Raw genomic sequence first — 21,590 nt, forward strand, 5'->3', positions numbered from 1 at the left:
GACCGCCAGTCGGAGCACCGATACCTGATCGTCGGTAGGTGCCGACCGTTGGTCGGCACCCCGATACACGTTCTGGAGAAAAGCCCCCTTGATGTTCAAGGGGGCGCGCCAACGGCGCGGGGATAAGGTGGAATGCCCGGGGCCGAATCGTTACCAAATTGGTAGGCGCTTGCCGCCTATACCCATTTGGTAACGATTCGGGTATAAGCTGTTTTCCCGATGGAGACAGACACTACACGCTTGGGTCTGATCGATACCGGAGCCTCGTCCGCCCCGGTCGCCGAGGTATCGCCGATCGTTACGCTGCATCGGCCCGGCTCGGTACGGTTATTGGCCCTGGACGCCCACGGGCGCGTGCTCGACTGGATCAATTGGCAGGACGCGTCCTGCCTCTACGCACGCGGTGCGGTCGCCTGGACCCTCGGTGACCCCTGCCTGCACATCCGTGGCGGCATCTGCCGCACCACCGGCCTGCAGAGCGGCCTGGACCTGCACCCGATCATCGCCGCCCGCGGGCATGCCCGTTCCCGTGCGATCGACCCCACCCCGAATCTCTCCAATCCGGCCCTGTTCGCGCGCGATGCGCATCTGTGCCTGTACTGCGGGCAACAGTTCAACCGCCCGCAACTGACCCGCGACCACGTCATGCCGATCTCCAAGGGCGGCCTGGACGTGTGGGAGAACGTGGTCAGTGCGTGCTTCCACTGCAACTCGCGCAAGAGCAACCGGACCCCGCAGCAGGCCGGCATGCCGCTGCTGGCCGTGCCTTACCGGCCGAGCTGGATCGAACACATGATCCTGTCCAACCGCAACATCCTGGCCGACCAGATGGCGTTCCTGAAGGCGCAGCTGCCCAAGCGGTCCAAGCTCTGCGCCTGAGTGCGCTGCGACGTTCTGTCGCAGCTGCCGTCACCGTTTACTCACTGAAAAGGCGGTTTGCTTGCCCCACCCCCATTTGGGGGGGAAAATAGGCGCTCAGAAGAAGCGCGATAAACATGATCGACTCCGCCCGCTATCCCCGCCTTGCGCGCATCCAGTCACCGGATGACCTGCGCAGGTTCGATGAATCAGAACTGCCCGCGATCGCGGATGAACTGCGTGCCTACCTGATTGAGTCGGTAGGCAAGAGCGGCGGCCATTTCGGCGCCGGCCTGGGCGTGATCGAACTGACCGTCGCCCTGCACTACCTCTATCAGACGCCCGTGGATCAGCTGGTCTGGGACGTGGGCCACCAGACCTACCCGCACAAGATCCTGACCGGCCGCCGCGACGAGATCCACACGGTCAAGCAGAAGGACGGCGTCGCGCCGTTCCCCAAGCGCGAGGAAAGCGAGTACGACACCTTCGGCGTCGGCCATTCCTCGACCTCGATCTCCGCGGCGCTGGGCATGGCGATCGCACGCCAGGCCGAAGGCGATGACCGCAAGGTCGTGGCCGTGATCGGCGATGGCGCGATGACCGCCGGCATGGCTTACGAGGCCCTCAACCACGCCGGCGGCATGGAGCAGGAACCGAACCTGCTGGTGATCCTCAACGACAACAACATGTCGATCTCCGAGGCCGTCGGCGGGCTGACCAAGATGCTCGGCCGGGCCACCGGCAGCCGCACGCTCAACGCGCTGCGCGAAGGCGGCAAGAAGATCCTCGGCGACAAGAAGCACAACCCGACCGCGCGCTTCGTCAAGCGCTGGGAAGAACACTGGAAGGGCATGTTCGTGCCGTCCACGTTCTTCGAGGAAATGGGCTTCCATTACACCGGGCCGATCGACGGCCACGACGTGCCGGCGCTGGTCGCCACGCTGAAAACGCTCAAGAGCCTGAAAGGCCTGAAGCTGCTGCACGTGATGACCACCAAGGGCAAGGGTTACGAGCGCGCCGAAGGTGACCAGATCGGTTACCACGCGGTTGGCCCGTTCGATCCGGACAAGGGCCTGGTCGCCAAGGGCGGGGCCAAGAAGCCCACCTATACCGACGTCTTCAGCGACTGGCTGTGCGATGCCGCCGCAGCCGAACCGAAGCTGATGGGCATCACCCCGGCGATGCGCGAGGGCTCTGGCCTGGTGCGTTTCAGCAAGGAATACCCGGACCGCTACTTCGATGTGGCCATCGCCGAACAGCACGCCGTGACCCTGGCGGCGGGCATGGCCACCCAGGGCGCCAAGCCGGTGGTGGCGATCTACTCGACCTTCCTGCAGCGCGCCTACGACCAGCTGGTCCACGACGTGGCCGTGCAGGAGCTGGATGTGCTGTTCGCGATCGACCGCGCCGGTGTGGTCGGCCCGGATGGCGCGACCCATGCCGGCAACCTGGACCTGAGCTTCCTGCGCTGCGTTCCGCACATGGTGGTCATGGCCCCCTCCGATGAGGCCGAGTGCCGCCAGATGCTGACCACCGGCCTGCGTCATGTCGGCCCGGCAGCGGTGCGCTACCCGCGCGGCAGCGGCACCGGCGTTGCGGCCGGCACCGACCTGTCCACGCTGGAAATCGGCAAGGCCGAGTTGCGCCTGCCGGGCAGCCGCATCGCCCTGCTCGCCTTCGGCAGCACCGTGACCGCCGCCGAACAGGTGGGCCGCGAGCTGGGCCTGACCGTGGTCAACATGCGCTTCATCAAACCGCTGGACCGTGCCCTGCTGCTGGACCTTGCGCAGCGCCACGAAGGCTTCGTCACCATCGAAGACAACGTGGTCGCCGGCGGTGCCGGCTCCGGCGTGGCCGAGCTGCTCAACGCCGAGAACGTGCTCAAGCCGTTCCTGCACCTGGGCCTGCCGGACAGCTTCCAGCACCATGCCAGCCGCGAAGACCTGCTGGCCGAAGCCGGCATCGATGCCGCCGGCATCCGCCAGGCCGTGCTCAAGCGCTGGCCAATGCTGGTCAACAGCGGCCAGGCGCTAAGCGCAGCGGGCTGACGCACTGTCGGCCACCGTCGGGTGGGCTCGCCGCAGAAACACCGAGGCCGCGTCTGATCGACGCGGCCTCGTTCGTTTCAGCCTGCATCACGCACCCTGGGGCTGTGCAGCGGCCCTCAGTAAATCTGGAACTGCGCCCGGCAGCCGCCGTCCACCCAGACCCCGGTACGGTCCCAACCCCAGGTACGGCCTTCGATACAGGCGTTGCGCGAGGTCTGGCGGATCAGCCGCGCCTCGCGGCGCACATTGGCCACGCAGCGCTGACGGCGATGGTCATTGGAATCGCAGGTCAGGATCTGGCCCCGGCCACTGTTGCCGCCGCCGTTGTGCCCCCAGCCACCGCCGCCATTCCAGCGGCCGCCGCGGCCACCTTCGGCGATGAACTCGGCCCGGCAACCCTGCGTCACCCATACGCCGTTGCGGGCCTGGCCCCAGGTCTGCCCTTCCACGCAGGGCGAGCCGGAGATCTGCCGCACCAGACGGGCACGGCCCGGCAAGGCGCATTGCTGCGTGCGGTTCTTGATCGACTCGCAACGCACCGGGCCGCCGCTGTAACCATCGTCGTAGTAGCGGTCGTAGTTTTGCGCCTGGGCGGCACCGGCCAGCGCCATCAGGGCCGGCACCACGGCCCAGCGCAATCGTCTGGCTGCCTGGGAAGGGCGGTTGTTGGACATGGGGGACCTCGATGCTGTGTGGGGAGGCGCACAGGATCGGTGATCGTCCGGCCGGGCGACATAGGCCAGAAGTCGCTGATTTCATGCCCTATTTAGGTACCCGACGCGAGGCTGACTGGGCCGACCGAAGCCGGTCACATCCGTTCTGGTGGCTGCTTCACGGCCGCTCAGCCGTAGCGCACGGCGTCCACGTAGGTTTCCAGCACCTGCACCCGGACGGCGCTGCTGTTGCCGGTTTCGGCAAAATGCTCGCGCGCCAAGGCATCGGCGAAGTCAAAGGCGGTGGCACCGTTGCGGAATGCGATCGGTGCGGATTTGGCCGGATGCACGACGTGCCAGCGGCGTTCGATATGTTGCAGTTTGATCACCATGCGGATCGTTCCTTTGCGGCATGCCTGGGCGAGAAGCTCACGACGGGAGGGATCCATCCCTCAGCAGGAACGATAGAGCAGGCCGCAGCCTACGGGTATCGGATTAGTCTGATTTTGCTCAACTATCGGTACCAAGGAACCGGAAAGGTTCGGCCGGCTGGAATCGGGGCAGCGCGTCGCCGGCGAACACATTGCGCTGGTCCGGCCCCAGGTCGAGTTTCAGCACCGGCGCACCGCGCGAGAAATCGGCCTTGTTGAGATCCACCCAGAAGGTATTGGGGGTCATCGCCGATTCGAAGAAATACAGCTTGCGCTTGTGATCGGCGACGGTTCGCCAGCGGGTGGAAGAAATGTTCGGCTCCCCCGGCGTGGTGATTCCATAGGGCACGGACACATTGCGGATCACACTGAACACGCTCGCCAGTGCCACCACCGGATCTTCGCTTTTCGGAATGGCGTTGATGTAGAACTTCGCGCGTGCGAACCGATCGGCCGAGCGGTTGGTGCCGGGCAGCATCACGGTGCCGCCAATTTCCTGCCAATACGCGTTCAGCGCCAACTGCTGGTCGAACACGGGCGAGTTGGTCATCACCTGGTAAGCGCGATCGTGATGGATCACCTGCCTGCCGTTGATGTATTCGACGATGGCGCTGTCGCCGCTGGCGTCGGACAAGGACAGGTGCAGCGTGGCCAGTCGCGGTTCGCCCGGCACCTTGTCGGTCACGATGGAAAACGGCTCGCGTTCCAGCGCGGCAACGGCCTCGGCAACGGTGGCGAAATTGTCGAGCGCGTACTGCGCCCACAACGAAATCGCCAACCCGGGCTTGCTGCCACGCTGCTGTGGGTACTCCGATTCGGCCAACCACAGCAGATTGGCTGACAGTCCCGCTTCGTTGAGGCCGTCGGTGGTGGAGATGTCGTAGCCGGTGGCGACGACGCTGCCGTAGCGCGACGTCCAGCGGATCGAGCGCGGCCCGGCCTGGCCATCGCGGCTGATGCCTTTGGGCAACACCCATAGATTGGTGGCGACATCGCTTTTCCAATCCATCGAGCGGGCGGTGATCACGTCCTGGTTGTCGCCCAGGTACACCACGCGCGTGCAGGCATCGGCCTGGGCGCAGACACAGGTGAGTGCCGCAGCAAGCGCAATGTGACGCATCGAAAACAGCAGTTTCATGGGGTGCCTCCTGGCCGTGGCGCTGACAAGCTGGCGTCGAACCTGATACAGGCGATACCCACGCAGACTCGTCGCAAGCATCCTGCTTCAACGCATCATCGCTTCCACGGCGCTGGTCATGCACTACAAAGCAGCATCGGCGGAACCGTTCTGCGTCATATCAGCCCACGCCAAGTGATGGAGGAGTGAACCCGGCATCCTGCACGTGGCATCGACGGACCCAGCGCGAGACTGCCGGCGACCTCAAGCGCCCATGGAGGGTCCATGTCCATTCGAGCCGCCCTGCTTGCCCTGCTCGCCGCCCTCACCGCCTGCGCCCATCCTGCACCGCCACCCTCACCCACTGCGGGCGTACCGGGCGCAGACCGCGATGCGCACGGGTGCATCGGCTCGGCAGGCTACCGCTGGTGCGAACGCACACAGCAGTGTGAGCGTCCCTGGGAGCTGGCGAAGGCCAAGGGGCTGGAGAATACCGCCGAGGTCATCACCGCCTACTGCGCTGAGCCGCCGGCCGGGCCGGCGAAACGCTGATCCCACACGGGATCAGCCGTCCTTGTTCTTGCCGCCGAAATCGAGCGGCTTGTTGTCGCCGCCGCCTCCGTCATTGAACCGGATGTTCAACTCATTGCAGCGGCTTTCACGGCGGGCGACCTGCGCCGGCAGGTCCTTCACCTGCGGCGAATCCTCGCACTGCGGGCGCGAGGCGACATCGTCATAGGTGGCGCACCCGGACAGGCCAGACAGGGCCAGGCCGGACGTCACCATCACACCGAACAGCGAATGTACGCGCATCGAACCGGCACCTGAAAGGGGGACCTGTCCGTTGTCCCACGACGCCTCTGCCCGATCACCTGCCATTGGTCATGCCGGGGTCGCTGCCAGCACCGGCCGCGGATCCACCGGCAGCACCACCAGGAACCGCGCGCCACCACCGGGGGCGCTGTCCACGGCGATGGTGCCGGCATGCCGCAGCACGATCTCACGCGCGAGATGCAGGCCCAGCCCACTGCCGCTGCCGCTGGGCCGCAACCGATGGAACGGCTCGAACACGGACAGCCGCTCGGCCTCGGGCACACCAGGGCCTTCATCGCTGACCGACAGGCTGCCGTCATCGTGCAGCGCCACCGCGATCATGCCGCGGCCACCGCCGTGCGCGATGGCGTTCTGCAGGAGGCTGGCGATGACACGGTGCAGTGCATGTGGATCGCCGCGGACCCAGATCGGCTGGTCGGGGGCGTCCACCGAGAAGCCGTAACCGGCATCCACGACCAGCGGCGCCACGTCGGCGGCTACCTCGCGGGTCAGTGCGGAGAGGTCGATGCGCTGCGACTGGCTGCCGTGGCGGTCCAGCCGCTGCAGATCCAGCAGCTGCTCGGCGATGTTGCTCAGGCGGCTCAGGTCCAGCTGCAGGCGCGAGCGTGCCTCGCCGGGCGGCAGATCGGCCAGCCGCGTGGCCAGGATCGCGATCGGCATGCGCAGCTCATGCGCTGCGCCGGCGAGGAAGCGGTCCTGGGCGTCGTAGCTTTCACCGATGCGGCGCACGGCCGCGTTGAACGCATCCACCAGCGGGTAGATCTCCAGCGGTACCGCACGCGTATCCAGGCCGCTGCCACGCTCGTTGACCTGGATCGCGGCCGCCTGCGCTGCCACGCGGTTGACCCCGCGCAGCGCGCGGTGGATCACCCACGGCGCCACCACCAGCGTGATCACCAGCACCGGCAATGCGATCCAGCCCCCCAGATAGCGGAAGATCAACAGCAGCTGCCGCACGATGCTGCGTTCGGGAATGCCGCCCACCGCCACGTGCAATCGCCCTTCGGGCCGATCCACGACGACCACGCGCACGGCAAGCGCATCGGCATTGATGCGGGTGCGGATATCGGTCTGCTCGATGTGATCCAGCCGCGCGACCAACGGGCGGTACTGCACGGGCACCTCGCCATGCACCAGCCGCCGGCCGCGTTCGTCGGCGGCGGCGAACCAGAACGTGGCCGGCGGGCGCGGCACGGCCAGGGCGACCTTGGGTGGATCCGCCTCCAGCCCCTGAGCGCCAACGGAGATCGCCGATGCGATCTGGTCACTGGTCTTCCAGTCGATGTAGGCCGAGCGACGGTCGCCGTAGGTCAACACCATCGCACTCAACGCCAGCGCGATGGTCGCCGCCTGGATCAGGCACACCTTCCAGACCAGGTTGAAGACCAGGGAATCGGGTTTGAGCAGTCTCACGGCGTGTCCTTGAGCAGGTATCCGATGCCGCGCATGACATGGATCTCCACGCCGGCATCGGCTTCCAGCAGCGCCTTGCGCAGCTTGGAGACATGCGCATCCAGCGCGTTGGACTGGATCGCATCGTCAAAGCCGTACACGGCCTCCAGCAACGAAGCGCGGCCCACCGTGCGCCCCTGGCGCAGCGCCAGCGCTTCGAGCACCAGCAGCTGCCGCCGCGGCAATGCCAGCAGCACATCGCAAACGCGTGCCTCGCGCGCCACGAAATCGAACTGCAGCCGGCCCAGTGACAACACCGGCAGGGTGATCTGCGAGGGGCGCCGGGAGATCGCGCGGATCCGTGCGAGCAGTTCTTCCACGGCGAAGGGCTTGGTCAGGTAATCATCGGCACCGACATCCAGCCCGGTGACCCGGTCGGCCACCGAAGCGCGCGCGGTCAGCATGATCACCGGCAGGTTCGGCACCCGCTCACGGGCGACCTGGACGAAACTGGCGCCATCGCCATCGGGGAGCTGGCGGTCCAGCAGGAGGATCTGATGTACGCCGGCCTTGAGCGCTTCATCGGCCTGGGCCATCGAGCCGACCATGTCGACCACCATGCCATGGCGCGCCAGGCTGACCTGGATCGCGCTGGCCATTTCCGGATCATCTTCCAGGAGAAGAAGGCGCATGGGAGCGGTGCCTGCGGGGTACGAAGGAGGCGATGGTACCGCGCACGCCGACGTAACGTTCCGACAATGTAGGGCGCCCACCATGAGGCTCCGGTTGTTCCCCTTCGGCAGGTCCATGCACGTCCGTTTCCGCTTTTCGCGTCCTTCTTCCGCTCTGCTTGGCCTGGCCCTGGGCACTGCGTTGACCGCCACCGGCGCCCAGGCCGCCGATGCCCCCGAAGCGGGCAGGAAAGGAAGCGTCGGCATCGCCGTTGTCGCCCTCAAGGCCCCGTACGCCGGCTATGACACCGATCGTCTGGCCGCCCCGATCGTCAGCTGGGAAGGCCGCTCGTTCTTCTTCCGCGGTGGCAGCGTGGGCTATCGCCTCCACCAGACCGCGCAGTCCGAACTGGCACTCACCGCCTCGCCGTACGTGATGCGATTCAAACGCCGCGACAGTCATGACCCGCAACTGCGCCAGCTGGACAACCGCAGCCTGTCCGGGATGCTGGGCGTGTCCTGGCGCCACCAGGCCGACTGGGGCGTGCTGCAGGCCAACGCGCAGGCCGAAGTGACCGGGCACGGGGGCGGCTTCTCCGCCGATGCCCGATACGCCTACCCGGTTCCCGCCGGCCGCGTGACCTTCATGCCTGCGGTGGGGGTGACCTACACCAGCGCCGATCTCAACGACTACTACTTCGGCGTGAGCCAACGCGAAGCGGCCCGCAGTGGCCTGGCGCATTACTCGGCCGGCAGCGGCGTGTCGCCGTACATGGACATCGCCGCGGTGATGCCGTTGGGACCGCGCTGGACCGCGACCGCATCGATCCGTCGCACGTCGCTGGCCGATGCCGTGCGCGACAGCCCGATGACCCGTGGCGATCACATGGACACCGCCGCCCTCTCCCTCAGTTACGGATTCTGATCATGCGTCAGGGAATCGTACGTCGTGTCGCGGATCTGGCCTTGCAGATCGAACCGGACCGCGCTGCCGTTCTTGAATGGATTCTGCATTCCCCCCTGCCCGCGCTCGACGGGCAGACCACGTTCGAACTGGCCTGCCAAGGCCAGGGCGAACGCGTCGTCACGCTGCTGGACACCCTGCTGCGGCAGGGCGGTCCGGCGCTGCCACGCGGCTGAACCCACGTTTTTCCCCCACCGGTGTCCTGGAGGCGCGAATGCACAACGCAACCGATACCCTGCTGCTGCGAGCAGCCAATGACGACCTGGCCGCGCATGCGATCGTGGCCAATCTCCACCGCGCGATCCAGCAGCGCATGGACCGTGACAGCCAGGGCCATGGCCGGTTCTCGCGTGCCTACATCGCCGAGCTGTTCGATATCGGGCGCACCATCAGTGCGCAGTGCCGGCCGCACCACGTCGACAGCGACTGGATCACCGCACGGCGTGCGTGGCTCGATGCGGTCCTGCGCGACCATCCGCTGGACCGTGGTGATGCGCAGCTGACCGCCGCACGGCATGCCGCCGATGGCTTCCTGCTCCGCGCCTGCGTGCTCGGCTGTGACGCCACGCCGGACGCGGCGACCGAGCGCGTGCGTGATGCCCTCATCGCCATGACCCGGCCGGCGCGCTGAGCGACATCGCACACCGCCCTGCGGGCGGGTGTCGCCGACACCTGCACATGACCGCCGAAATCACCGTGCTACATTCCGGCCAAGGGGCAGGCTGACTGCGCCTGATGCCGGTATCGGCCGGCCTGGAGCGTGCGCATGCGGTGTTCGGCCCTGCTGGTTTCCCTGCTGTTCTCCGGTGCGGTGCACGCGCAGCAGGACGCGCCGCCGGACCTGGCCTTCGATCGCCCCGGCATCGGCTTTGCCGCTTCGACCCTGCCACGCGGTGGCGTGGCGCTCGAGGCGGGGCTGCCCGGTTTCAGCCGCGACCGCGACGACGCGGGCGTGCTGAGCACGCAGTACAGTGCCGACATCAACCTTCGTATCGGATTGGCCAGCCATGTGGAACTGCAGGCCTTCACCTCGCCCTGGAACCAGCTGCGCGTGGCACCGCGCAATGCCCCCGCCGAGCGCAGCAGCGGTGCCGGTGATGTGGGCGTCGGCCTGAAGTTCGCCCTGCCCCTGCCCTCGGACACGCACGCCGTGGCGCTGTTGGCCAGCACCACCTTCGCCACCGGCTCGCGCGACTTCAGCGAAGGCGCCACGCAGTACGCGCTGGGTGCGAGCTACGAGTACGCGTTCAACGATCACTGGACCGGCGCGCTGTACGCCAATGTCACCCGCGGTGGCAGCGAGGACAGCGTGACCTGGGCACCCAGCCTGAGCTTTGCCGCCACCGATACCATCAGCACCTATCTGGAGGCCGGCTTCACCGATACCGACGGTGAGCCTTCGACCGGAATAGCGGGGGCTGGCATCACCTGGATGGTGACCCCGACAGTCCAGCTGGATGCCTCGTTCGACGTGGGCCTGGATGAGGACAGCCCGGACACGCAGGCCGGGCTGGGGGTATCGGTGTATTTCCAGTGAGCTGCGTGTGCTGGAACGAGAGCCACCAATGAAAAGGCCTGCGCGAAACCGCGCAGGCCTTCGTTCCTGACCGTTGGCGCAGGCGCGCGCCGGGTCAGGTGACCTTCTTGGCGACGGTCATGCCCAGTACGAACAGCACGACGGCGATGATGATGCCCGCCCAGAAGAGGAACTTGGCAATGCCGATGGCGGCGCCACCGATGCCCGCAAAACCGAGGGCGCCGGCGATCAGGCCGATGACAGCAAAAATGATGGCCCACTTGATCATGATGATCCTTTCCCCGAATCGGGTTGAATGACAGGACTCCACGGTAGCCACTGGGCTGTCTCACCTTCGTGAACGCGTCGGCTGAACGGTGTGAAGTCAGGGGCGGGCCATGAGCTGCATGTTCATCGGCTGATACCGCAGGCCGGAGGATTCGGCCGCCTCGCCTGCGCACGCAAAGCCATAGCGCTCATACGCCGGCACCGACGACAGCGAAGCGCTGACACTCAGCACGTCCACGCGTGCGTGATCGATCATGGCGGCCATCAGCGCCTTGCCGATGCCCTGCTGCTGAGCGGCAGGGTCCACGAACAACATCGCCACGTGGCGGCCCTCCTTGAGCTCGGCCACACCGACGATACGGTCCTGCTGTTCGAACACCAGCATGAGGTTGTCGTGCGACATCCGCGTACGGAATCCTTCCACCGAAGCGATGCGGGAAAACGTCTCGATACCAACTGGGGTCAGTGAATCGGCCACCGATCCCATGAAGGCCGCCATGCAGATGCGGCTGGCCTGTTCCAGATCCGCCGCTACCAAGGTGCGCACCGCCATCTTTTTCTCTTTCCTCGTCCATGGGGTTGAGCAGTCACTCTACCCCGATGGCCCCTACCCGCCCATCCTTCGTCGCATGCGCGGGGCAGGCGAGGAATCCTCATCCGGCACATCGGGCAGGGGCGAGCGCTCGGCGGTACTGCTGCCCCGGCCCAATCGCCAGCCCCGAACACCCGCGTGCGCATGCTTGGCCCCTGCGCATCGCCCTGCGCGCCACGATCATCTCCAGATGATCCAGCGCCGGATGCTGGCCGGCGGCATTGGGCGCCGTGGGCACGCGCCTCAGGCGATACGCCTGTCGATCAGAACGTGTGTTCCGGGCCGGGGAACGTGCCTGCCCCCACCTCTGCCGCGAACTCACGCGCCGCCTTCTGCAGCAGCCCGTGCATGTCTGCGTACTGCTTCACGAAGCGCGGCAGCTTGCCGGTGCGCAGCCCGGCCATGTCCTGCCAGACCAGCACCTGTGCATCGCACTCGCTGCCCGCCCCGATGCCGACGGTGGGGATCTTCAGCGCCGCGGTGATCTGGGCGGCAACCGCGCCGGGCACCATCTCCATCAGCACGGCGAACGCACCTGCCGCCTCCAGCGCACGCGCCTCCTCGATCAGGCGGGCGCCATCGTCGCCCCGCCCCTGCACGCGGAAGCCACCCAGCTGATGCTCCGACTGCGGCGTGAAGCCAATGTGCGCCATCACCGGAATGCCACAGCTGACCAGTTTGCGCACCTGGGGCACCATCTCGATGCCGCCCTCCAGCTTGACCGCATGCGCCCCGCCTTCCTTCATGAAACGCACGGCGGTATGGAAGCACTGCTCCGGCGAGGCCTGGTAGGAACCGAACGGCAGATCGGCGATCACCAGCGGCCGTCGCGTGCAGCGGCTCACCGCGCGCACCAGCGGCATCAGCTCATCGACCGTGACCGGCAGCAGCGAGTCGTTGCCGAACACGTTGTTGGACGCCGAATCGCCGATCAGCAGCACCGGAATGCCGGCGTCTTCGAAGATCGCCGCGGTATACATGTCGTAGGCGGTGAGCATCGCCCACTTCTCGCCGCGCTCCTTCATCTGCTGCAGATGCGGGATACGCATGCGCGGGGCCGGGACCGGGGCACTGCCCGGGGTCGCGTAGGGATGGAGCTGTTCGGTCATGCGAAGGATCCTGGTGGGGGAACAACGTGGGGTCAGAGTGTGCCGGTTCCGCTCAGCAAGAGCACCGCGATCAGGATCATCGCGGCGCCCGAGATGCGGCCGACCACGCGTGATGCACGCGGGCGGGTACGCAGCACGGCACCGGCGCCATACCCCACGGCCAGATAGACCGCCGCGCAGCTGACCAGATGCACCATGCCCAGCGCGAGGATCTGCACAGGCATCGCCCATGCCGCGCTGGCGGAAATGAACTGGGGCAGCAGCGCCAGGAACAGCAACAGCACCTTGGGATTGAGCCCGCTCACGCAGGCGCCCTTGACCGCCCAGTGGCGCCAGCCCGCCACGGCCTGCCCCGCTTCGGCGGCGGCGACCGGCGGATGGCGCAGCAGCCCGATGCCCAGCCACAGCAGATACAGCGCGCCCAGGACGGTCAGTACGTGCAGCGCGACCGGTGCCTGGGCGAACAGCGCGCCGACGCCCGCAGCGACCAGCCCGATCGCCAGCAGGTGACCGGACAACAACCCGGCCACCGCCGGCACTACCGCGCGCCCGCGCAGGCCGGCAGCGATCGCGTGCGCCCAATCCGCGCCGGGGGTGAGCACGAAGAGGATCGAGACCGCCCAGAAGGCGGCAATGACGCTGGGTTGCATGGGGGTCCAAAGGGCGGTCTTGCCGCGATCCGTGTGCCAGACAGAAGAATATTCCCGCTCCTTTGGAATGTGCTTCCAAATACTTGCCCGGCACGGCCACTCAGGAGGAAACTCTCGCGCATGGACATCACCGACCAGCGGATTCTTGCCGAGCTGCAGAAAGACGGCCGCCTCACCGTGACCGAACTGGCCGAGCGCATCGGCCTGAGCGTCTCGCCCTGCCACCGTCGCGTGCGGGCGCTGGAACAGTCCGGCGCGATCCGGGGCTACCGCGCCGAGCTCGATCCCGCCGCGCTGGGCCTGAAGTTCTCGGCGCTGGTGTTCATCACCCTGCGCGACGGCGACCGCCACGCCGTGGACGCTTTCGAGCAGGCCGTCGCCGAGGTGCCCCAGGTGCTGCAGGCGCAGCGCCTGTTCGGCGATCCGGACTACCTGCTGCACGTCATCACCCGCGACCTGGCCGCGTTCCGGCAGCTTTACGACGAACACCTTTCCGCCTTGCCCGGCGTGCAGCGGCTGACCTCGACCCTGGTGATGAAGGACGTGGTGATCGACCGGCCATTGCCGTTGCACGGGCATTGAGGTAGCCGCACTGAAGCGTCCCCCGCGCGGTGGCTCAGCGCTCGCCGAGGAAGCTTCTGACCTCGGTCCACAACGCGACACGGCGCGGCTGCAGGTGCAGCCAATGGTTGCCCCCGGAAATCTTGACGTCGCGTTTGTCGCTGGCACCGCGCAGTGCATCGAAGAGACGTCGCGCGTCCTCATCGGTGGTGACGTGATCCCATTCGCCGCGCACGATCAGCACGGGAATCTGGATCAGCGCACTGTCAATCAGGGACTGTCCGCCCCATGACGCGGTGACATCGGCTGATGGGCCATTCGGAATGCGTACCGACGGGGGTGTTCGTTGTGATGCCGTTGCGTCGCTGGCCAGGTAAGCCGCACACCATCGATCCAGTTCGGCCTCATCGACCGGCGTGGGCAGATCCTCAGGCATGCCGGTACGTTGGCGGGGCCGCTGCGCTGCTTCGTCAATCAATGCCCAGGTCTCGGTGGGACTCCCCATCGGAGTGCCATCGCGGGGCACGAGCGGGCCGAACAGCACCAGCCGCGACACCCTGTCGGGGTACTGGATCACCGCGCGCTGCGCGGGCAAGGTGCCCCAGGAGTGTGCGATCAGATGGATGCGGGCCTCTGGCCTGACCCTGCGGATGTACTGCAGCGCCACACCGATCTGTTCGGCAGCCGCGTCGTATCGACCGAAGGGTGAGCCAGCGTTCGTCTCCGCGGAAAATGCCCTTGGCCGCTGCGCGTCGCCGTAGCCGGCGAAATCCAGTGCCCAGGCATCAAATCCGGCCTGCTGCAGATCATCCATCCAGGACACACCCTGCATCCTCCACCCCACCGCCAACGCACTGGGAAACGTGGCGCCGTGCACGTACAGGACCACATCACCGTCCGCGGGCTGGCGATGGAGGGCAAGCTTGAGCGATTCGCCAGCATGCTGCCATGGCAACGTGTATGACTGGGTAGGAGGCAACCGGGATGGACCTCGCCCGCCAACGGGAAACACACTCGCACCCAAGGCGAGTCCAGGAAGTTTCAGCATCGCTCTGCGCTTCATGGGATCAGTCATGTGAAGATGCGCGCAGTATCCTGCGCGCCCCGCCCTCAACGCTTCGGCGAGTATCGAACCATGACCACCCTGCCCCCTATCGCCCGGATTGCGAGCCTGATCGGTGATCCGGCACGTGCGCGGATGCTCTCGGCCCTGATGGATGGCCGCAGCAGAACCGCTGGCGAACTGGCACGGGAAGCGACGATCGCACCACAGACGGCCAGCAGTCATCTCGCGAAACTGGTCGAAGGCGACTTGCTTGTCATCGAGAAACAGGGGCGACATCGGTATCACCGATTGGCCAGCGCCGAGGTGGCGCATGCGCTGGAAGCGATGCTCGTCGTGTCGGCTGCGACCCAGCCCCGCCATCGGGTGGGGCCTGCGGACACCGGGCTTCGGCGCGCGCGTGTCTGCTACGACCACATGGCCGGTGAGATCGCCGTACAGCTGACCGAGCACTGGCTTCAGCGGGGCTGGTTCGTCATCAACGGCGACACGTGGCAGCTGACCGCATCGGGCCGCGAGGGCCTTCAGGCGATGGGGGTTGTCCTTCCCGCCGGGCAACGAAGGCCAACGTTACGCGGCTGCATGGACTGGAGCGAACGCCGTTGTCACATGGCAGGCCAACTCGGCATGGCCCTGCTGCAGGTGATGCTGGCGCAGGACCTTGTGAGGCAGCGACCAGGATCGCGCGTGTTGAATCTCACCGCTCACGGCGAGCGTGAGTTGGCCCGCTGGCTCAGGTAACGCGTGAAACGCCGCAGGTACCGAGCAGCCAAAAAGAAAAAAGGCCTGCGCATCGCTGCACAAGCCTTTGATCGAATCACCAACATTGGTCGGGACGGCCGGATTTGAACCGACGACCCTCTGCCCCCCAGGCAGATGCGCTACCAGGCTGCGCTACGCCCCGATGATGCTGGCAATGTCCCCGCCTCTCAGCGGGCCGACGAGTATAACGGGTTTGCGTGAAAAATGGTTCAGCGGCGCAGCAATTGAAGCACTTCTTCCAGTTCCATCCGCGTCTGCTTGATGATCTGGTTGCTCAGCGCCGATTCCTCGCGCGCATCGGCGCCTTCCAGGCGCAGGCGCGCGCCGCCGATGGTGTAGCCCTGCTCGTAGAGCAGGCCGCGGATCTGGCGGACCATCAGCACGTCGTGGCGCTGGTAGTAGCGGCGGTTGCCGCGGCGCTTGGCCGGCTCCAGGCTGGGGAACTCGGTTTCCCAGTAGCGCAGCACGTGCGGCTTGACGTCGCACAGTTCGCTGACCTCACCGATGGTGAAGTAGCGCTTGGCCGGTATCGGCGGAAGTTCTCGGTTACTGCCCGGATCCAGCATATGCCTCTACCCTTTCCTTGAGCTTCTGGCCCGGACGGAAGGTGACCACCGTACGGGCGGAAATCGGAATTTCCTCACCGGTCTTGGGGTTGCGACCCGGGCGCTGGTTCTTGCGCCGCAGGTCGAAATTCCCGAAGCCGGACAGCTTCACCTGACGTCCCTGTTCCAATGCTTCACGCAGCACATCGAAGAACGCGTCGACAAATTCCTTGGCTTCGCGCTTGTTCAGACCGACTTCGTCGAACAGCTTCTCGGCCATCTCCGCCTTGGTCAATGCCATTGCCTGCTATCCCCCATGCTTCCCGCTCAACCGCGGATCCGGGCGTGATGTTCACGCTCCATGGCAGAGACCGCCTCGGCCACCACCGCATCCACGTCGCGGTCCGTCAGAGTGCGCGACTTGTCCTGCAAAATCAAGCCCATAGCGAGACTCTTGAAGCCCGGCTCGACCCCCTGGCCGACGTACCGGTCGAACAGCGTGACCTCGCGCAGCAGCGGGCCGGCAGCCCGGCGCAGGGTGGCTTCCAGGTCGGCCCAGGCGGCGGCCTCGGGCACCAGGAAGGCCAGGTCGCGGCGCATCGACGGGAAGCGCGACAGCTCGGTGGCGCGCGGCAGGGCGCGGGCGGCCAGCGGGGCCAGGTCGAGTTCGAAGGCGACCACGTCCACGTCGATATCCATGGCCTTGGCCAGGCGCGGGTGGATCTGGCCGATCCAGCCCAGGCTCACGCCGTCACGGTAGACCTCGGCCGAGCGTGCCGGGTGGCCGTACGGACGCTGCGAGGGCCTGAACTCGAGCTCGGCGCCGCTGGCAGCGGCCAGCGATTCCAGGTCGCCCTTGAGGTCATGGAAGTCGACCTTGCGGGTCGGCAGGCCCCATTGCTGGGTGTCGGCATCGCCACAGATCGCGGCAGCCACGCGCTGGGTTTCCAGCGGCGCGGGCTGGCCCTCGCCAGCCTGCTGGTGAAACACGCGCCCCAGTTCGAACAGGCGCACGCGGCCCAGCTGGCGGGCGGCGTTGCGGCCCAGGGTGGCGACCAGGCCCGGCAGCAGCGACGGGCGCATCACCGCCAGTTCGGCCGACAGCGGGTTGGCCAGCGCGACCAGCCCCTCGCTCAGCTGCCACTGTGCGAGCAGCGCGGCATCGACGAAGGCGTAATTGATGGTTTCCTGCAGGTCACGGGCCACCAGCTGGCGGCGCACGCTCAGGTCGTCCAGGCGGGTCTCGGTCGGCATGGCGATGCGCGAGGCGCCGCCCGGCAGCGTGGTCGGAATCTGCTCGTACCCGTGGATGCGGGCCAGCTCTTCGATCAGGTCTTCTTCGATGGCGATATCGAAACGGCGGCTCGGCGCGGTGACCTGCCAGCCATCGGCGGTCGCGGTCACGTCCATGCCCAGCGCACGCAGGATGCGCTCCACATCGGCATCGGCGATCTGGATGCCCAGCACGCGCGCGATACGGGCGCGGCGCAGGCCGATGGTGGCGGTCGCCGGCAGATCGGCGTCGCGCACGGCCTCGGTGACCGGCGCCGGCGTGCCGCCAGCCAGGTCCAGGATCAGGCGCGTGGCGTACTCGATCGCCGCGCGCGGCAGCACCGGGTCGACGCCACGCTCGAAGCGGTGGCCGGCATCGGTGTGCAGGCCCAGCTTGCGGCCACGGCCCATGATCGCGGCGGGCGCGAAGTGCGCGGCCTCCAGGAACACGTTGGTGGTGTCGTCGGTGACGCGCGTATCGAAGCCGCCCATCAGGCCGGCCAGCGCGATCGGGCGGTCGGCATCGGTGACCAGCAGGAAGCTGTCGTCCAGCGCGGCGTCGCGACCATCGAGCAGCTTCAGGGTCTCACCGGCACGCGAACGACGCACGCCGATGCTGCCCTGCAGGGTGCCCAGATCGAAGGCATGCATCGGCTGGCCGAGTTCCAGCATGACGTACTGGGTGACGTCCACCAGCAGCGACACCGGGCGCACGCCACTGCGGCGCAGGCGCTCGGCCATCCACAGCGGGGTCGCGGCATGGGCGTTGACGCCCTCGATCACGCGACCAACGTAACGCGGCGCTTCGGCGCCAGCGTCCAGCTGGATGGACAGTTCACGCGTGCCCACGGCGGCCACCGGCGCAGCGTCGAACGGCACCACTTCACTGGCGCACGCAGCGGCCACGTCGAAGGCGATGCCGCGGATGCTGAAGCAGTCGGCGCGGTTCGGGGTCAGCTTGATCTCGATGCTGGCGTCGGGCAGGCCGAGGTACTCGACCAGGGTCTGGCCAACGGGGGCATCGTCGGGCAGTTCGAACAGGCCGGACGCATCGGTGTCCAGGCCCAGCTCCTTGGCCGAGCACAGCATGCCGTTGGATTCCACGCCGCGCAGCTTGGCCGGCTTGATCTTCAGCTCGCCGATCTGCGCGCCTACCATTGCCAGCGGTGCGACCAGGCCCGGGCGCGCGTTCGGCGCACCGCACACGATCTGCAGGTGCTCGCCCTGCCCCGCATCGACCTGGCAGATCTGCAGGCGGTCGGCTTCGGGATGGCGTTCGGCGGAAATGATCTTCGCCACGACCACATGCTGCAGGCCATCGCCCAGCGCATCGACCTCTTCCACTTCCAGACCGATCGCGGTCAGCACCGCGCTGAGTTCATCGCGCGAGACGGTGGTCGGGACGTGGCTGCGCAGCCAGTTTTCAGAGAATTTCATGGTGTCACCCTGGTGGACCCGGCGCAGGCGCCTGGGCGGTGATGAATGGTGGTGCGACGTAGCGCCGGGGGCTGCCCGGCGGTTCCGCTGTTACGCGAACTGCTTCAGGAACCGCACGTCGTTTTCGAAGAACGCGCGCAGGTCGTTGACGCCGTAACGCAGCATCGCAAAGCGCTCCACGCCCAGGCCGAAGGCGAAGCCGGTGTAGCGCTCCGGATCGATGCCGACGCTGCGCAGCACGTTCGGGTGGACCATGCCGCAGCCAAGCACTTCCAGCCAGCGGGTGCTGCCGTCAGGCTGCTGCCAGGCGATGTCCACTTCCGCGCCGGGTTCCACGAAGGGGAAGTAGCTGGGACGGAAACGCATCTCGAAATCGCGCTCGAAGAACGCGCGCACGAACTCGGACAGCGTGCCCTTCAGATCGGCGAACGTGGAGTGCTCGTCGACCAGCAGGCCTTCGACCTGGTGGAACATCGGCGAATGGGTCTGGTCGCTGTCGCTGCGGTACACCTTGCCGGCCGCGATCATGCGCAGCGGCGGAGCGTGCTCGCCCATGTAGCGCACCTGCACACCGGAGGTATGCGTGCGCAGCAGGCGGCCATCGCCGAAATAGAAAGTGTCGTGCATAGCGCGCGCCGGGTGGTGCGGCGGGAAGTTCAGCGCTTCGAAGTTGTGCCAGTCATCTTCGATTTCCGGGCCTTCGGAGAGCTCGTAACCCAGGCGGCCGAAGATCTCGGTGATGCGCTCCAGGGTACGGGTGACCGGGTGCAGGCCACCGCGCTCTTCGCGACGGCCCGGCAGGGTGATGTCGATCGCTTCGGCGGCCAGGCGCGCGTCCAGCGCAGCGTCTTCCAGCACGGTCTTGCGATCACCCAGCGCGCTGGTCAGCGCGTCACGGGCACGGTTGATGGCTTCGCCGGCGGCTTTGCGCTCATCGGCCGGCAGGCCACCGAGCTGCTTGAGCTGGGCGGTGATGCTGCCGTTCTTGCCCAGCAGGGCCACGCGCAGGGCTTCCAGCGCGTCGGGGCTCTGGGCAGCGGCCACGTCGGCCAGTGCCTGCGTGGTCAGGGATTGGATGTCACTCATGGATAGCCGGAGCCTCGCGTCGGTATGCCATCGCGATGCGCGTCGGGCCGACCCCCGTCGCCAGCGCTGTCGATCGATGGCACCGGGAGGGCCACCGCCAACACAAAAAAGAATGGGGAAGGACTTGCGCCCTTCCCCATGCATTTGTCTTACCCACAGCCGTTGCGCGTGAACGGCAACGGCAGGGGAATGGACTTATGCCGCCAGTGCGCCCTTGGCCTTTTCGGCCAGTGCAGCAAAACCAGCTGCGTCGTGCACGGCGATGTCAGCCAGGACCTTACGGTCCAGGGTGATGCCGGACTTGAGCAGGCCGTTCATGAAACGGCTGTAGCTCAGGCCGTTGATACGGGCAGCCGCGTTGATGCGGGTGATCCACAGCGAACGGAAATTGCGCTTCTTCTGCTTACGGCCGATGTAGGCGTACTGCTGTGCCTTGATCACGGCCTGCTTGGCAACGCGGAAGACCTTGCGGCGAGCGTTGTAGTAACCCTTCGCCAGGGTCAGAATTTTCTTGTGGCGGCGACGCGCCTGTACGCCACGCTTTACTCGTGCCATGGGTCAGTCCTCAGAGGTAGGGAAGCATACGGTTCAAACGGCCTGCGTCTTCTGCACGAACATGGTTCGTCTGACGCAGATTGCGCTTCCGCTTGGTCGACTTCTTCGTGAGGATGTGGCTGCGGTTGGCGTGGCCAGCCTTGAACTTGCCGGAGGCGGTCTTGCGGAAACGCTTGGCCGCCGCCCGGTTGGTCTTGATCTTGGGCATTGCTATGTCCTTGATGATGTTTTGTCACTGACCAGGGCGGTGGCATTGCCACACTTTCCGTCCGTGCCCTTGCCTGCTTGTAAGCCCGGGATCCCCGATGGGAACCAGGCCGGTCCTGTTTGCCGTTGGAACAGCGTGCCTTTGTGGGGCGGGAAACCGTTCAAAACAGCACCCCCGCAAAACGGGGCCGCCCATTATGCCCGTGTATACGGACAGTTGCAAACGCTTGATTGGGCGGGTGTTTACCGCGGCGCGGCCGAACCTGAACGGAACGGGCGCGAGCCCGGGCGTGACGCCAGGCCGCGCGCGGGAAACGACAGAAGGCGCCGATGGGCGCCCGCTGCGTGGTGCACGAAGAGGTGCGGCCGGAGCCGGGCAGCCGACCAACGGTCGGCTCTACCTCCCGCCGGTTCGGGCAAGGCCCGATGGCCGGTTACTTCTTCTTCGGCGCGATCATCATCACCATCTGCCGGCCTTCAAGGCGCGGACGGGACTCGATCACGATGTCTTCGCCCAGATCACCTTCGATCCGGCTGGCCATCTCGCGACCCAGTTCCTGATGGCTCATTTCACGGCCACGGAAGCGGATGTTGACCTTGATCTTGTCGCCCTCTTCCAGGAACCCGCGCATCTTGCGCAGCTTGATCTGGTAATCACCTTCATCGGTGACCGGGCGGAACTTCACTTCCTTGATCTCGACCTGCTTGGTCTTCTTCTTGGCCTCGTTGGCCTTCTTCTGCGCTTCGAACTTGAACTTGCCGAAGTCCATGATCTTGCACACCGGCGGATCAGCCTGCGGCTGAATCTCGACCAGGTCCAGACCTTCGTCTTCGGCCATCGACAGCGCTTCGTCACGCGTCAACACACCAATCATTTCTCCGTCGCTGCCGATCACGCGGACGCGCGGCACCCGGATTTCCTGATTCTTGCGGTTCTGTTTGTTGTCAGGGGTACTGATATTGCAATCTCCCAGAGGAA

The 21,590-nt window shown here is 66.4% G+C and carries 27 protein-coding genes and 1 tRNA gene; 9 read left to right on the plus strand and 19 right to left on the minus strand.

The genetic code is table 11. From position 1 onward, the window contains the following. The first annotated feature begins 219 nt into the window (after nt 1-219). Nucleotides 220-879: an HNH endonuclease gene (locus BIZ42_RS03520; protein ID WP_019182787.1), complete on the plus strand. Its 660-nt coding sequence runs from the start codon at nt 220-222 to the stop codon at nt 877-879. Between the two features lie 116 nt (nt 880-995). Further along, entirely contained in the window at nt 996-2,906 is a 1,911-nt protein-coding gene (gene dxs / locus BIZ42_RS03525) for a 1-deoxy-D-xylulose-5-phosphate synthase (RefSeq protein WP_070425568.1), read from the plus strand. Between the two features lie 116 nt (nt 2,907-3,022). On the opposite strand, the gene BIZ42_RS03530 is transcribed toward dxs, so the two are convergent. The 3 genes from BIZ42_RS03530 to BIZ42_RS03540 form a co-directional block, all read right to left on the minus strand. Next, a complete protein-coding gene (locus BIZ42_RS03530; RefSeq protein WP_046273229.1) occupies nt 3,023-3,580 on the minus strand; it encodes a DUF3011 domain-containing protein in 558 nt (185 codons plus the stop codon). Nucleotides 3,581-3,747: 167 nt separating this feature from the next. Next, entirely contained in the window at nt 3,748-3,951 is a 204-nt protein-coding gene (locus tag BIZ42_RS03535; protein WP_019182784.1) for a hypothetical protein, read from the minus strand. Nucleotides 3,952-4,069: 118 nt separating this feature from the next. Then, a complete protein-coding gene (locus BIZ42_RS03540; RefSeq protein WP_070427435.1) occupies nt 4,070-5,110 on the minus strand; it encodes a linear amide C-N hydrolase in 1,041 nt (346 codons plus the stop codon). Between the two features lie 282 nt (nt 5,111-5,392). Between BIZ42_RS03540 and BIZ42_RS19225 the strand changes: the two genes are divergently transcribed. Further along, complete coding sequence (locus BIZ42_RS19225) at nt 5,393-5,659, plus strand: peptidase (protein ID WP_172838030.1); 267 nt, start codon at nt 5,393-5,395, stop codon at nt 5,657-5,659. Between the two features lie 12 nt (nt 5,660-5,671). Here the strand turns inward: BIZ42_RS19225 and BIZ42_RS03545 are convergent, their stop codons facing one another. From BIZ42_RS03545 to BIZ42_RS03555, 3 genes are all read right to left on the minus strand, one after another. Continuing rightward, complete coding sequence (locus BIZ42_RS03545) at nt 5,672-5,920, minus strand: hypothetical protein (RefSeq protein ID WP_070425569.1); 249 nt, start codon at nt 5,918-5,920, stop codon at nt 5,672-5,674. Between the two features lie 69 nt (nt 5,921-5,989). Then, the gene (locus BIZ42_RS03550) at nt 5,990-7,354 is read right to left on the minus strand and encodes a HAMP domain-containing sensor histidine kinase (protein ID WP_083279779.1); all 1,365 of its coding nucleotides are present in this window, start codon (nt 7,352-7,354) and stop codon (nt 5,990-5,992) included. Further along, nucleotides 7,351-8,025: a response regulator transcription factor gene (locus tag BIZ42_RS03555; RefSeq protein WP_070425570.1), complete on the minus strand. Its 675-nt coding sequence runs from the start codon at nt 8,023-8,025 to the stop codon at nt 7,351-7,353. The genes BIZ42_RS03550 and BIZ42_RS03555 overlap by 4 nt, the downstream gene beginning before the upstream one ends. A 115-nt stretch (nt 8,026-8,140) precedes the next feature. Between BIZ42_RS03555 and BIZ42_RS03560 the strand changes: the two genes are divergently transcribed. The 4 genes from BIZ42_RS03560 (at nt 8,141) to BIZ42_RS03575 (ending at nt 10,505) form a co-directional block, all read left to right on the plus strand. Next, nucleotides 8,141-8,929, plus strand: a complete 789-nt coding sequence (locus BIZ42_RS03560) for a MipA/OmpV family protein (RefSeq protein ID WP_019182778.1) — start codon at nt 8,141-8,143, stop codon at nt 8,927-8,929. A gap of 2 nt (nt 8,930-8,931) precedes the next feature. Then, complete coding sequence (locus BIZ42_RS03565; RefSeq protein WP_070425571.1) at nt 8,932-9,144, plus strand: hypothetical protein; 213 nt, start codon at nt 8,932-8,934, stop codon at nt 9,142-9,144. A 38-nt stretch (nt 9,145-9,182) separates the two neighbouring features. After that, entirely contained in the window at nt 9,183-9,599 is a 417-nt protein-coding gene (locus tag BIZ42_RS03570; protein ID WP_070425572.1) for a hypothetical protein, read from the plus strand. Between the two features lie 135 nt (nt 9,600-9,734). Continuing rightward, entirely contained in the window at nt 9,735-10,505 is a 771-nt protein-coding gene (locus BIZ42_RS03575; RefSeq protein ID WP_070425573.1) for a transporter, read from the plus strand. A gap of 94 nt (nt 10,506-10,599) precedes the next feature. Here the strand turns inward: BIZ42_RS03575 and BIZ42_RS03580 are convergent, their stop codons facing one another. From BIZ42_RS03580 to BIZ42_RS03595, 4 genes are all read right to left on the minus strand, one after another. Then, on the minus strand, nt 10,600-10,773 hold the full coding sequence (locus BIZ42_RS03580; protein ID WP_070425574.1) for a DUF1328 family protein: 174 nt from the start codon (nt 10,771-10,773) through the stop codon (nt 10,600-10,602). Nucleotides 10,774-10,869: 96 nt separating this feature from the next. Further along, nucleotides 10,870-11,325 carry a GNAT family N-acetyltransferase gene (locus BIZ42_RS03585; RefSeq protein WP_019182773.1) on the minus strand — a complete coding sequence of 152 codons (456 nt, stop codon included), beginning with the start codon at nt 11,323-11,325 and terminating at the stop codon, nt 10,870-10,872. 302 nt (nt 11,326-11,627) lie between these two features. Continuing rightward, nucleotides 11,628-12,473, minus strand: a complete 846-nt coding sequence (gene panB, locus BIZ42_RS03590; RefSeq protein ID WP_070425575.1) for a 3-methyl-2-oxobutanoate hydroxymethyltransferase — start codon at nt 12,471-12,473, stop codon at nt 11,628-11,630. A 32-nt stretch (nt 12,474-12,505) separates the two neighbouring features. Further along, nucleotides 12,506-13,123 (minus strand): LysE family translocator, encoded by a 618-nt coding sequence (locus tag BIZ42_RS03595; RefSeq protein WP_019182770.1) that lies wholly within the window; start codon nt 13,121-13,123, stop codon nt 12,506-12,508. A gap of 120 nt (nt 13,124-13,243) precedes the next feature. On the opposite strand from BIZ42_RS03595, the gene BIZ42_RS03600 reads away from it, so the two are divergent. Beyond that, nucleotides 13,244-13,705 (plus strand): Lrp/AsnC family transcriptional regulator, encoded by a 462-nt coding sequence (locus BIZ42_RS03600; RefSeq protein ID WP_070425576.1) that lies wholly within the window; start codon nt 13,244-13,246, stop codon nt 13,703-13,705. A gap of 34 nt (nt 13,706-13,739) precedes the next feature. On the opposite strand, the gene BIZ42_RS03605 is transcribed toward BIZ42_RS03600, so the two are convergent. Then, on the minus strand, nt 13,740-14,759 hold the full coding sequence (locus BIZ42_RS03605) for an alpha/beta fold hydrolase (RefSeq protein WP_083279780.1): 1,020 nt from the start codon (nt 14,757-14,759) through the stop codon (nt 13,740-13,742). Between the two features lie 60 nt (nt 14,760-14,819). Between BIZ42_RS03605 and BIZ42_RS03610 the strand changes: the two genes are divergently transcribed. Beyond that, the gene (locus BIZ42_RS03610) at nt 14,820-15,488 is read left to right on the plus strand and encodes a winged helix-turn-helix domain-containing protein (protein ID WP_070425578.1); all 669 of its coding nucleotides are present in this window, start codon (nt 14,820-14,822) and stop codon (nt 15,486-15,488) included. A gap of 86 nt (nt 15,489-15,574) precedes the next feature. Here BIZ42_RS03610 and BIZ42_RS03615 read toward each other — a convergent pair. The 8 genes from BIZ42_RS03615 to infC form a co-directional block, all read right to left on the minus strand. Beyond that, nucleotides 15,575-15,651 (minus strand) — tRNA-Pro (locus BIZ42_RS03615). A 67-nt stretch (nt 15,652-15,718) separates the two neighbouring features. Continuing rightward, nucleotides 15,719-16,075 (minus strand): MerR family transcriptional regulator, encoded by a 357-nt coding sequence (locus BIZ42_RS03620; RefSeq protein ID WP_019182707.1) that lies wholly within the window; start codon nt 16,073-16,075, stop codon nt 15,719-15,721. Next, entirely contained in the window at nt 16,056-16,355 is a 300-nt protein-coding gene (locus BIZ42_RS03625; protein WP_005410432.1) for an integration host factor subunit alpha, read from the minus strand. Before BIZ42_RS03625 ends, BIZ42_RS03620 begins: the two co-directional genes overlap by 20 nt. A gap of 26 nt (nt 16,356-16,381) precedes the next feature. Then, nucleotides 16,382-18,763: a phenylalanine--tRNA ligase subunit beta gene (gene pheT / locus BIZ42_RS03630; RefSeq protein WP_070425579.1), complete on the minus strand. Its 2,382-nt coding sequence runs from the start codon at nt 18,761-18,763 to the stop codon at nt 16,382-16,384. A 90-nt stretch (nt 18,764-18,853) separates the two neighbouring features. Continuing rightward, a complete protein-coding gene (locus BIZ42_RS03635; protein WP_019182705.1) occupies nt 18,854-19,849 on the minus strand; it encodes a phenylalanine--tRNA ligase subunit alpha in 996 nt (331 codons plus the stop codon). Nucleotides 19,850-20,044: 195 nt separating this feature from the next. Further along, on the minus strand, nt 20,045-20,404 hold the full coding sequence (gene rplT / locus BIZ42_RS03640; RefSeq protein WP_017355264.1) for a 50S ribosomal protein L20: 360 nt from the start codon (nt 20,402-20,404) through the stop codon (nt 20,045-20,047). A 10-nt stretch (nt 20,405-20,414) separates the two neighbouring features. Then, nucleotides 20,415-20,612, minus strand: a complete 198-nt coding sequence (gene rpmI / locus BIZ42_RS03645) for a 50S ribosomal protein L35 (protein WP_017355265.1) — start codon at nt 20,610-20,612, stop codon at nt 20,415-20,417. A 433-nt stretch (nt 20,613-21,045) separates the two neighbouring features. Then, complete coding sequence (gene infC, locus BIZ42_RS03650) at nt 21,046-21,585, minus strand: translation initiation factor IF-3 (protein ID WP_172838068.1); 540 nt, start codon at nt 21,583-21,585, stop codon at nt 21,046-21,048. Between the last annotated feature and the right edge of the window lie 5 nt (nt 21,586-21,590).

Source organism: Stenotrophomonas sp. LM091 (genome assembly GCF_001806305.1).
In the GTDB taxonomy this organism is placed as follows: domain Bacteria; phylum Pseudomonadota; class Gammaproteobacteria; order Xanthomonadales; family Xanthomonadaceae; genus Stenotrophomonas; species Stenotrophomonas bentonitica_A.

Excerpts from the sequence above, each read along its gene's own strand:
- BIZ42_RS03610 (WP_070425578.1), top strand. The coding sequence starts at position 14,820 with ATGACCACCCTGCCCCCTATCGCCCGGATTGCGAGCCTGATCGGTGAT.
- BIZ42_RS03600 (WP_070425576.1), top strand. The coding sequence starts at position 13,244 with ATGGACATCACCGACCAGCGGATTCTTGCCGAGCTGCAGAAAGACGGC.
- panB (WP_070425575.1), bottom strand. The coding sequence starts at position 12,473 with ATGACCGAACAGCTCCATCCCTACGCGACCCCGGGCAGTGCCCCGGTC.
- BIZ42_RS03530 (WP_046273229.1), bottom strand. The coding sequence starts at position 3,580 with ATGTCCAACAACCGCCCTTCCCAGGCAGCCAGACGATTGCGCTGGGCC.
- BIZ42_RS03565 (WP_070425571.1), top strand. The coding sequence starts at position 8,932 with ATGCGTCAGGGAATCGTACGTCGTGTCGCGGATCTGGCCTTGCAGATC.
- pheT (WP_070425579.1), bottom strand. The coding sequence starts at position 18,763 with ATGAAATTCTCTGAAAACTGGCTGCGCAGCCACGTCCCGACCACCGTC.
- BIZ42_RS03570 (WP_070425572.1), top strand. The coding sequence starts at position 9,183 with ATGCACAACGCAACCGATACCCTGCTGCTGCGAGCAGCCAATGACGAC.
- BIZ42_RS03625 (WP_005410432.1), bottom strand. The coding sequence starts at position 16,355 with ATGGCATTGACCAAGGCGGAGATGGCCGAGAAGCTGTTCGACGAAGTC.
- BIZ42_RS03520 (WP_019182787.1), top strand. The coding sequence starts at position 220 with ATGGAGACAGACACTACACGCTTGGGTCTGATCGATACCGGAGCCTCG.
- BIZ42_RS19225 (WP_172838030.1), top strand. The coding sequence starts at position 5,393 with ATGTCCATTCGAGCCGCCCTGCTTGCCCTGCTCGCCGCCCTCACCGCC.
- BIZ42_RS03560 (WP_019182778.1), top strand. The coding sequence starts at position 8,141 with ATGCACGTCCGTTTCCGCTTTTCGCGTCCTTCTTCCGCTCTGCTTGGC.
- BIZ42_RS03605 (WP_083279780.1), bottom strand. The coding sequence starts at position 14,759 with ATGACTGATCCCATGAAGCGCAGAGCGATGCTGAAACTTCCTGGACTC.
- BIZ42_RS03535 (WP_019182784.1), bottom strand. The coding sequence starts at position 3,951 with ATGGTGATCAAACTGCAACATATCGAACGCCGCTGGCACGTCGTGCAT.
- BIZ42_RS03575 (WP_070425573.1), top strand. The coding sequence starts at position 9,735 with ATGCGGTGTTCGGCCCTGCTGGTTTCCCTGCTGTTCTCCGGTGCGGTG.
- BIZ42_RS03580 (WP_070425574.1), bottom strand. The coding sequence starts at position 10,773 with ATGATCAAGTGGGCCATCATTTTTGCTGTCATCGGCCTGATCGCCGGC.
- rplT (WP_017355264.1), bottom strand. The coding sequence starts at position 20,404 with ATGGCACGAGTAAAGCGTGGCGTACAGGCGCGTCGCCGCCACAAGAAA.
- rpmI (WP_017355265.1), bottom strand. The coding sequence starts at position 20,612 with ATGCCCAAGATCAAGACCAACCGGGCGGCGGCCAAGCGTTTCCGCAAG.
- BIZ42_RS03595 (WP_019182770.1), bottom strand. The coding sequence starts at position 13,123 with ATGCAACCCAGCGTCATTGCCGCCTTCTGGGCGGTCTCGATCCTCTTC.
- BIZ42_RS03555 (WP_070425570.1), bottom strand. The coding sequence starts at position 8,025 with ATGCGCCTTCTTCTCCTGGAAGATGATCCGGAAATGGCCAGCGCGATC.
- BIZ42_RS03635 (WP_019182705.1), bottom strand. The coding sequence starts at position 19,849 with ATGAGTGACATCCAATCCCTGACCACGCAGGCACTGGCCGACGTGGCC.
- BIZ42_RS03540 (WP_070427435.1), bottom strand. The coding sequence starts at position 5,110 with ATGCGTCACATTGCGCTTGCTGCGGCACTCACCTGTGTCTGCGCCCAG.
- BIZ42_RS03620 (WP_019182707.1), bottom strand. The coding sequence starts at position 16,075 with ATGCTGGATCCGGGCAGTAACCGAGAACTTCCGCCGATACCGGCCAAG.
- dxs (WP_070425568.1), top strand. The coding sequence starts at position 996 with ATGATCGACTCCGCCCGCTATCCCCGCCTTGCGCGCATCCAGTCACCG.
- BIZ42_RS03585 (WP_019182773.1), bottom strand. The coding sequence starts at position 11,325 with ATGGCGGTGCGCACCTTGGTAGCGGCGGATCTGGAACAGGCCAGCCGC.
- BIZ42_RS03545 (WP_070425569.1), bottom strand. The coding sequence starts at position 5,920 with ATGCGCGTACATTCGCTGTTCGGTGTGATGGTGACGTCCGGCCTGGCC.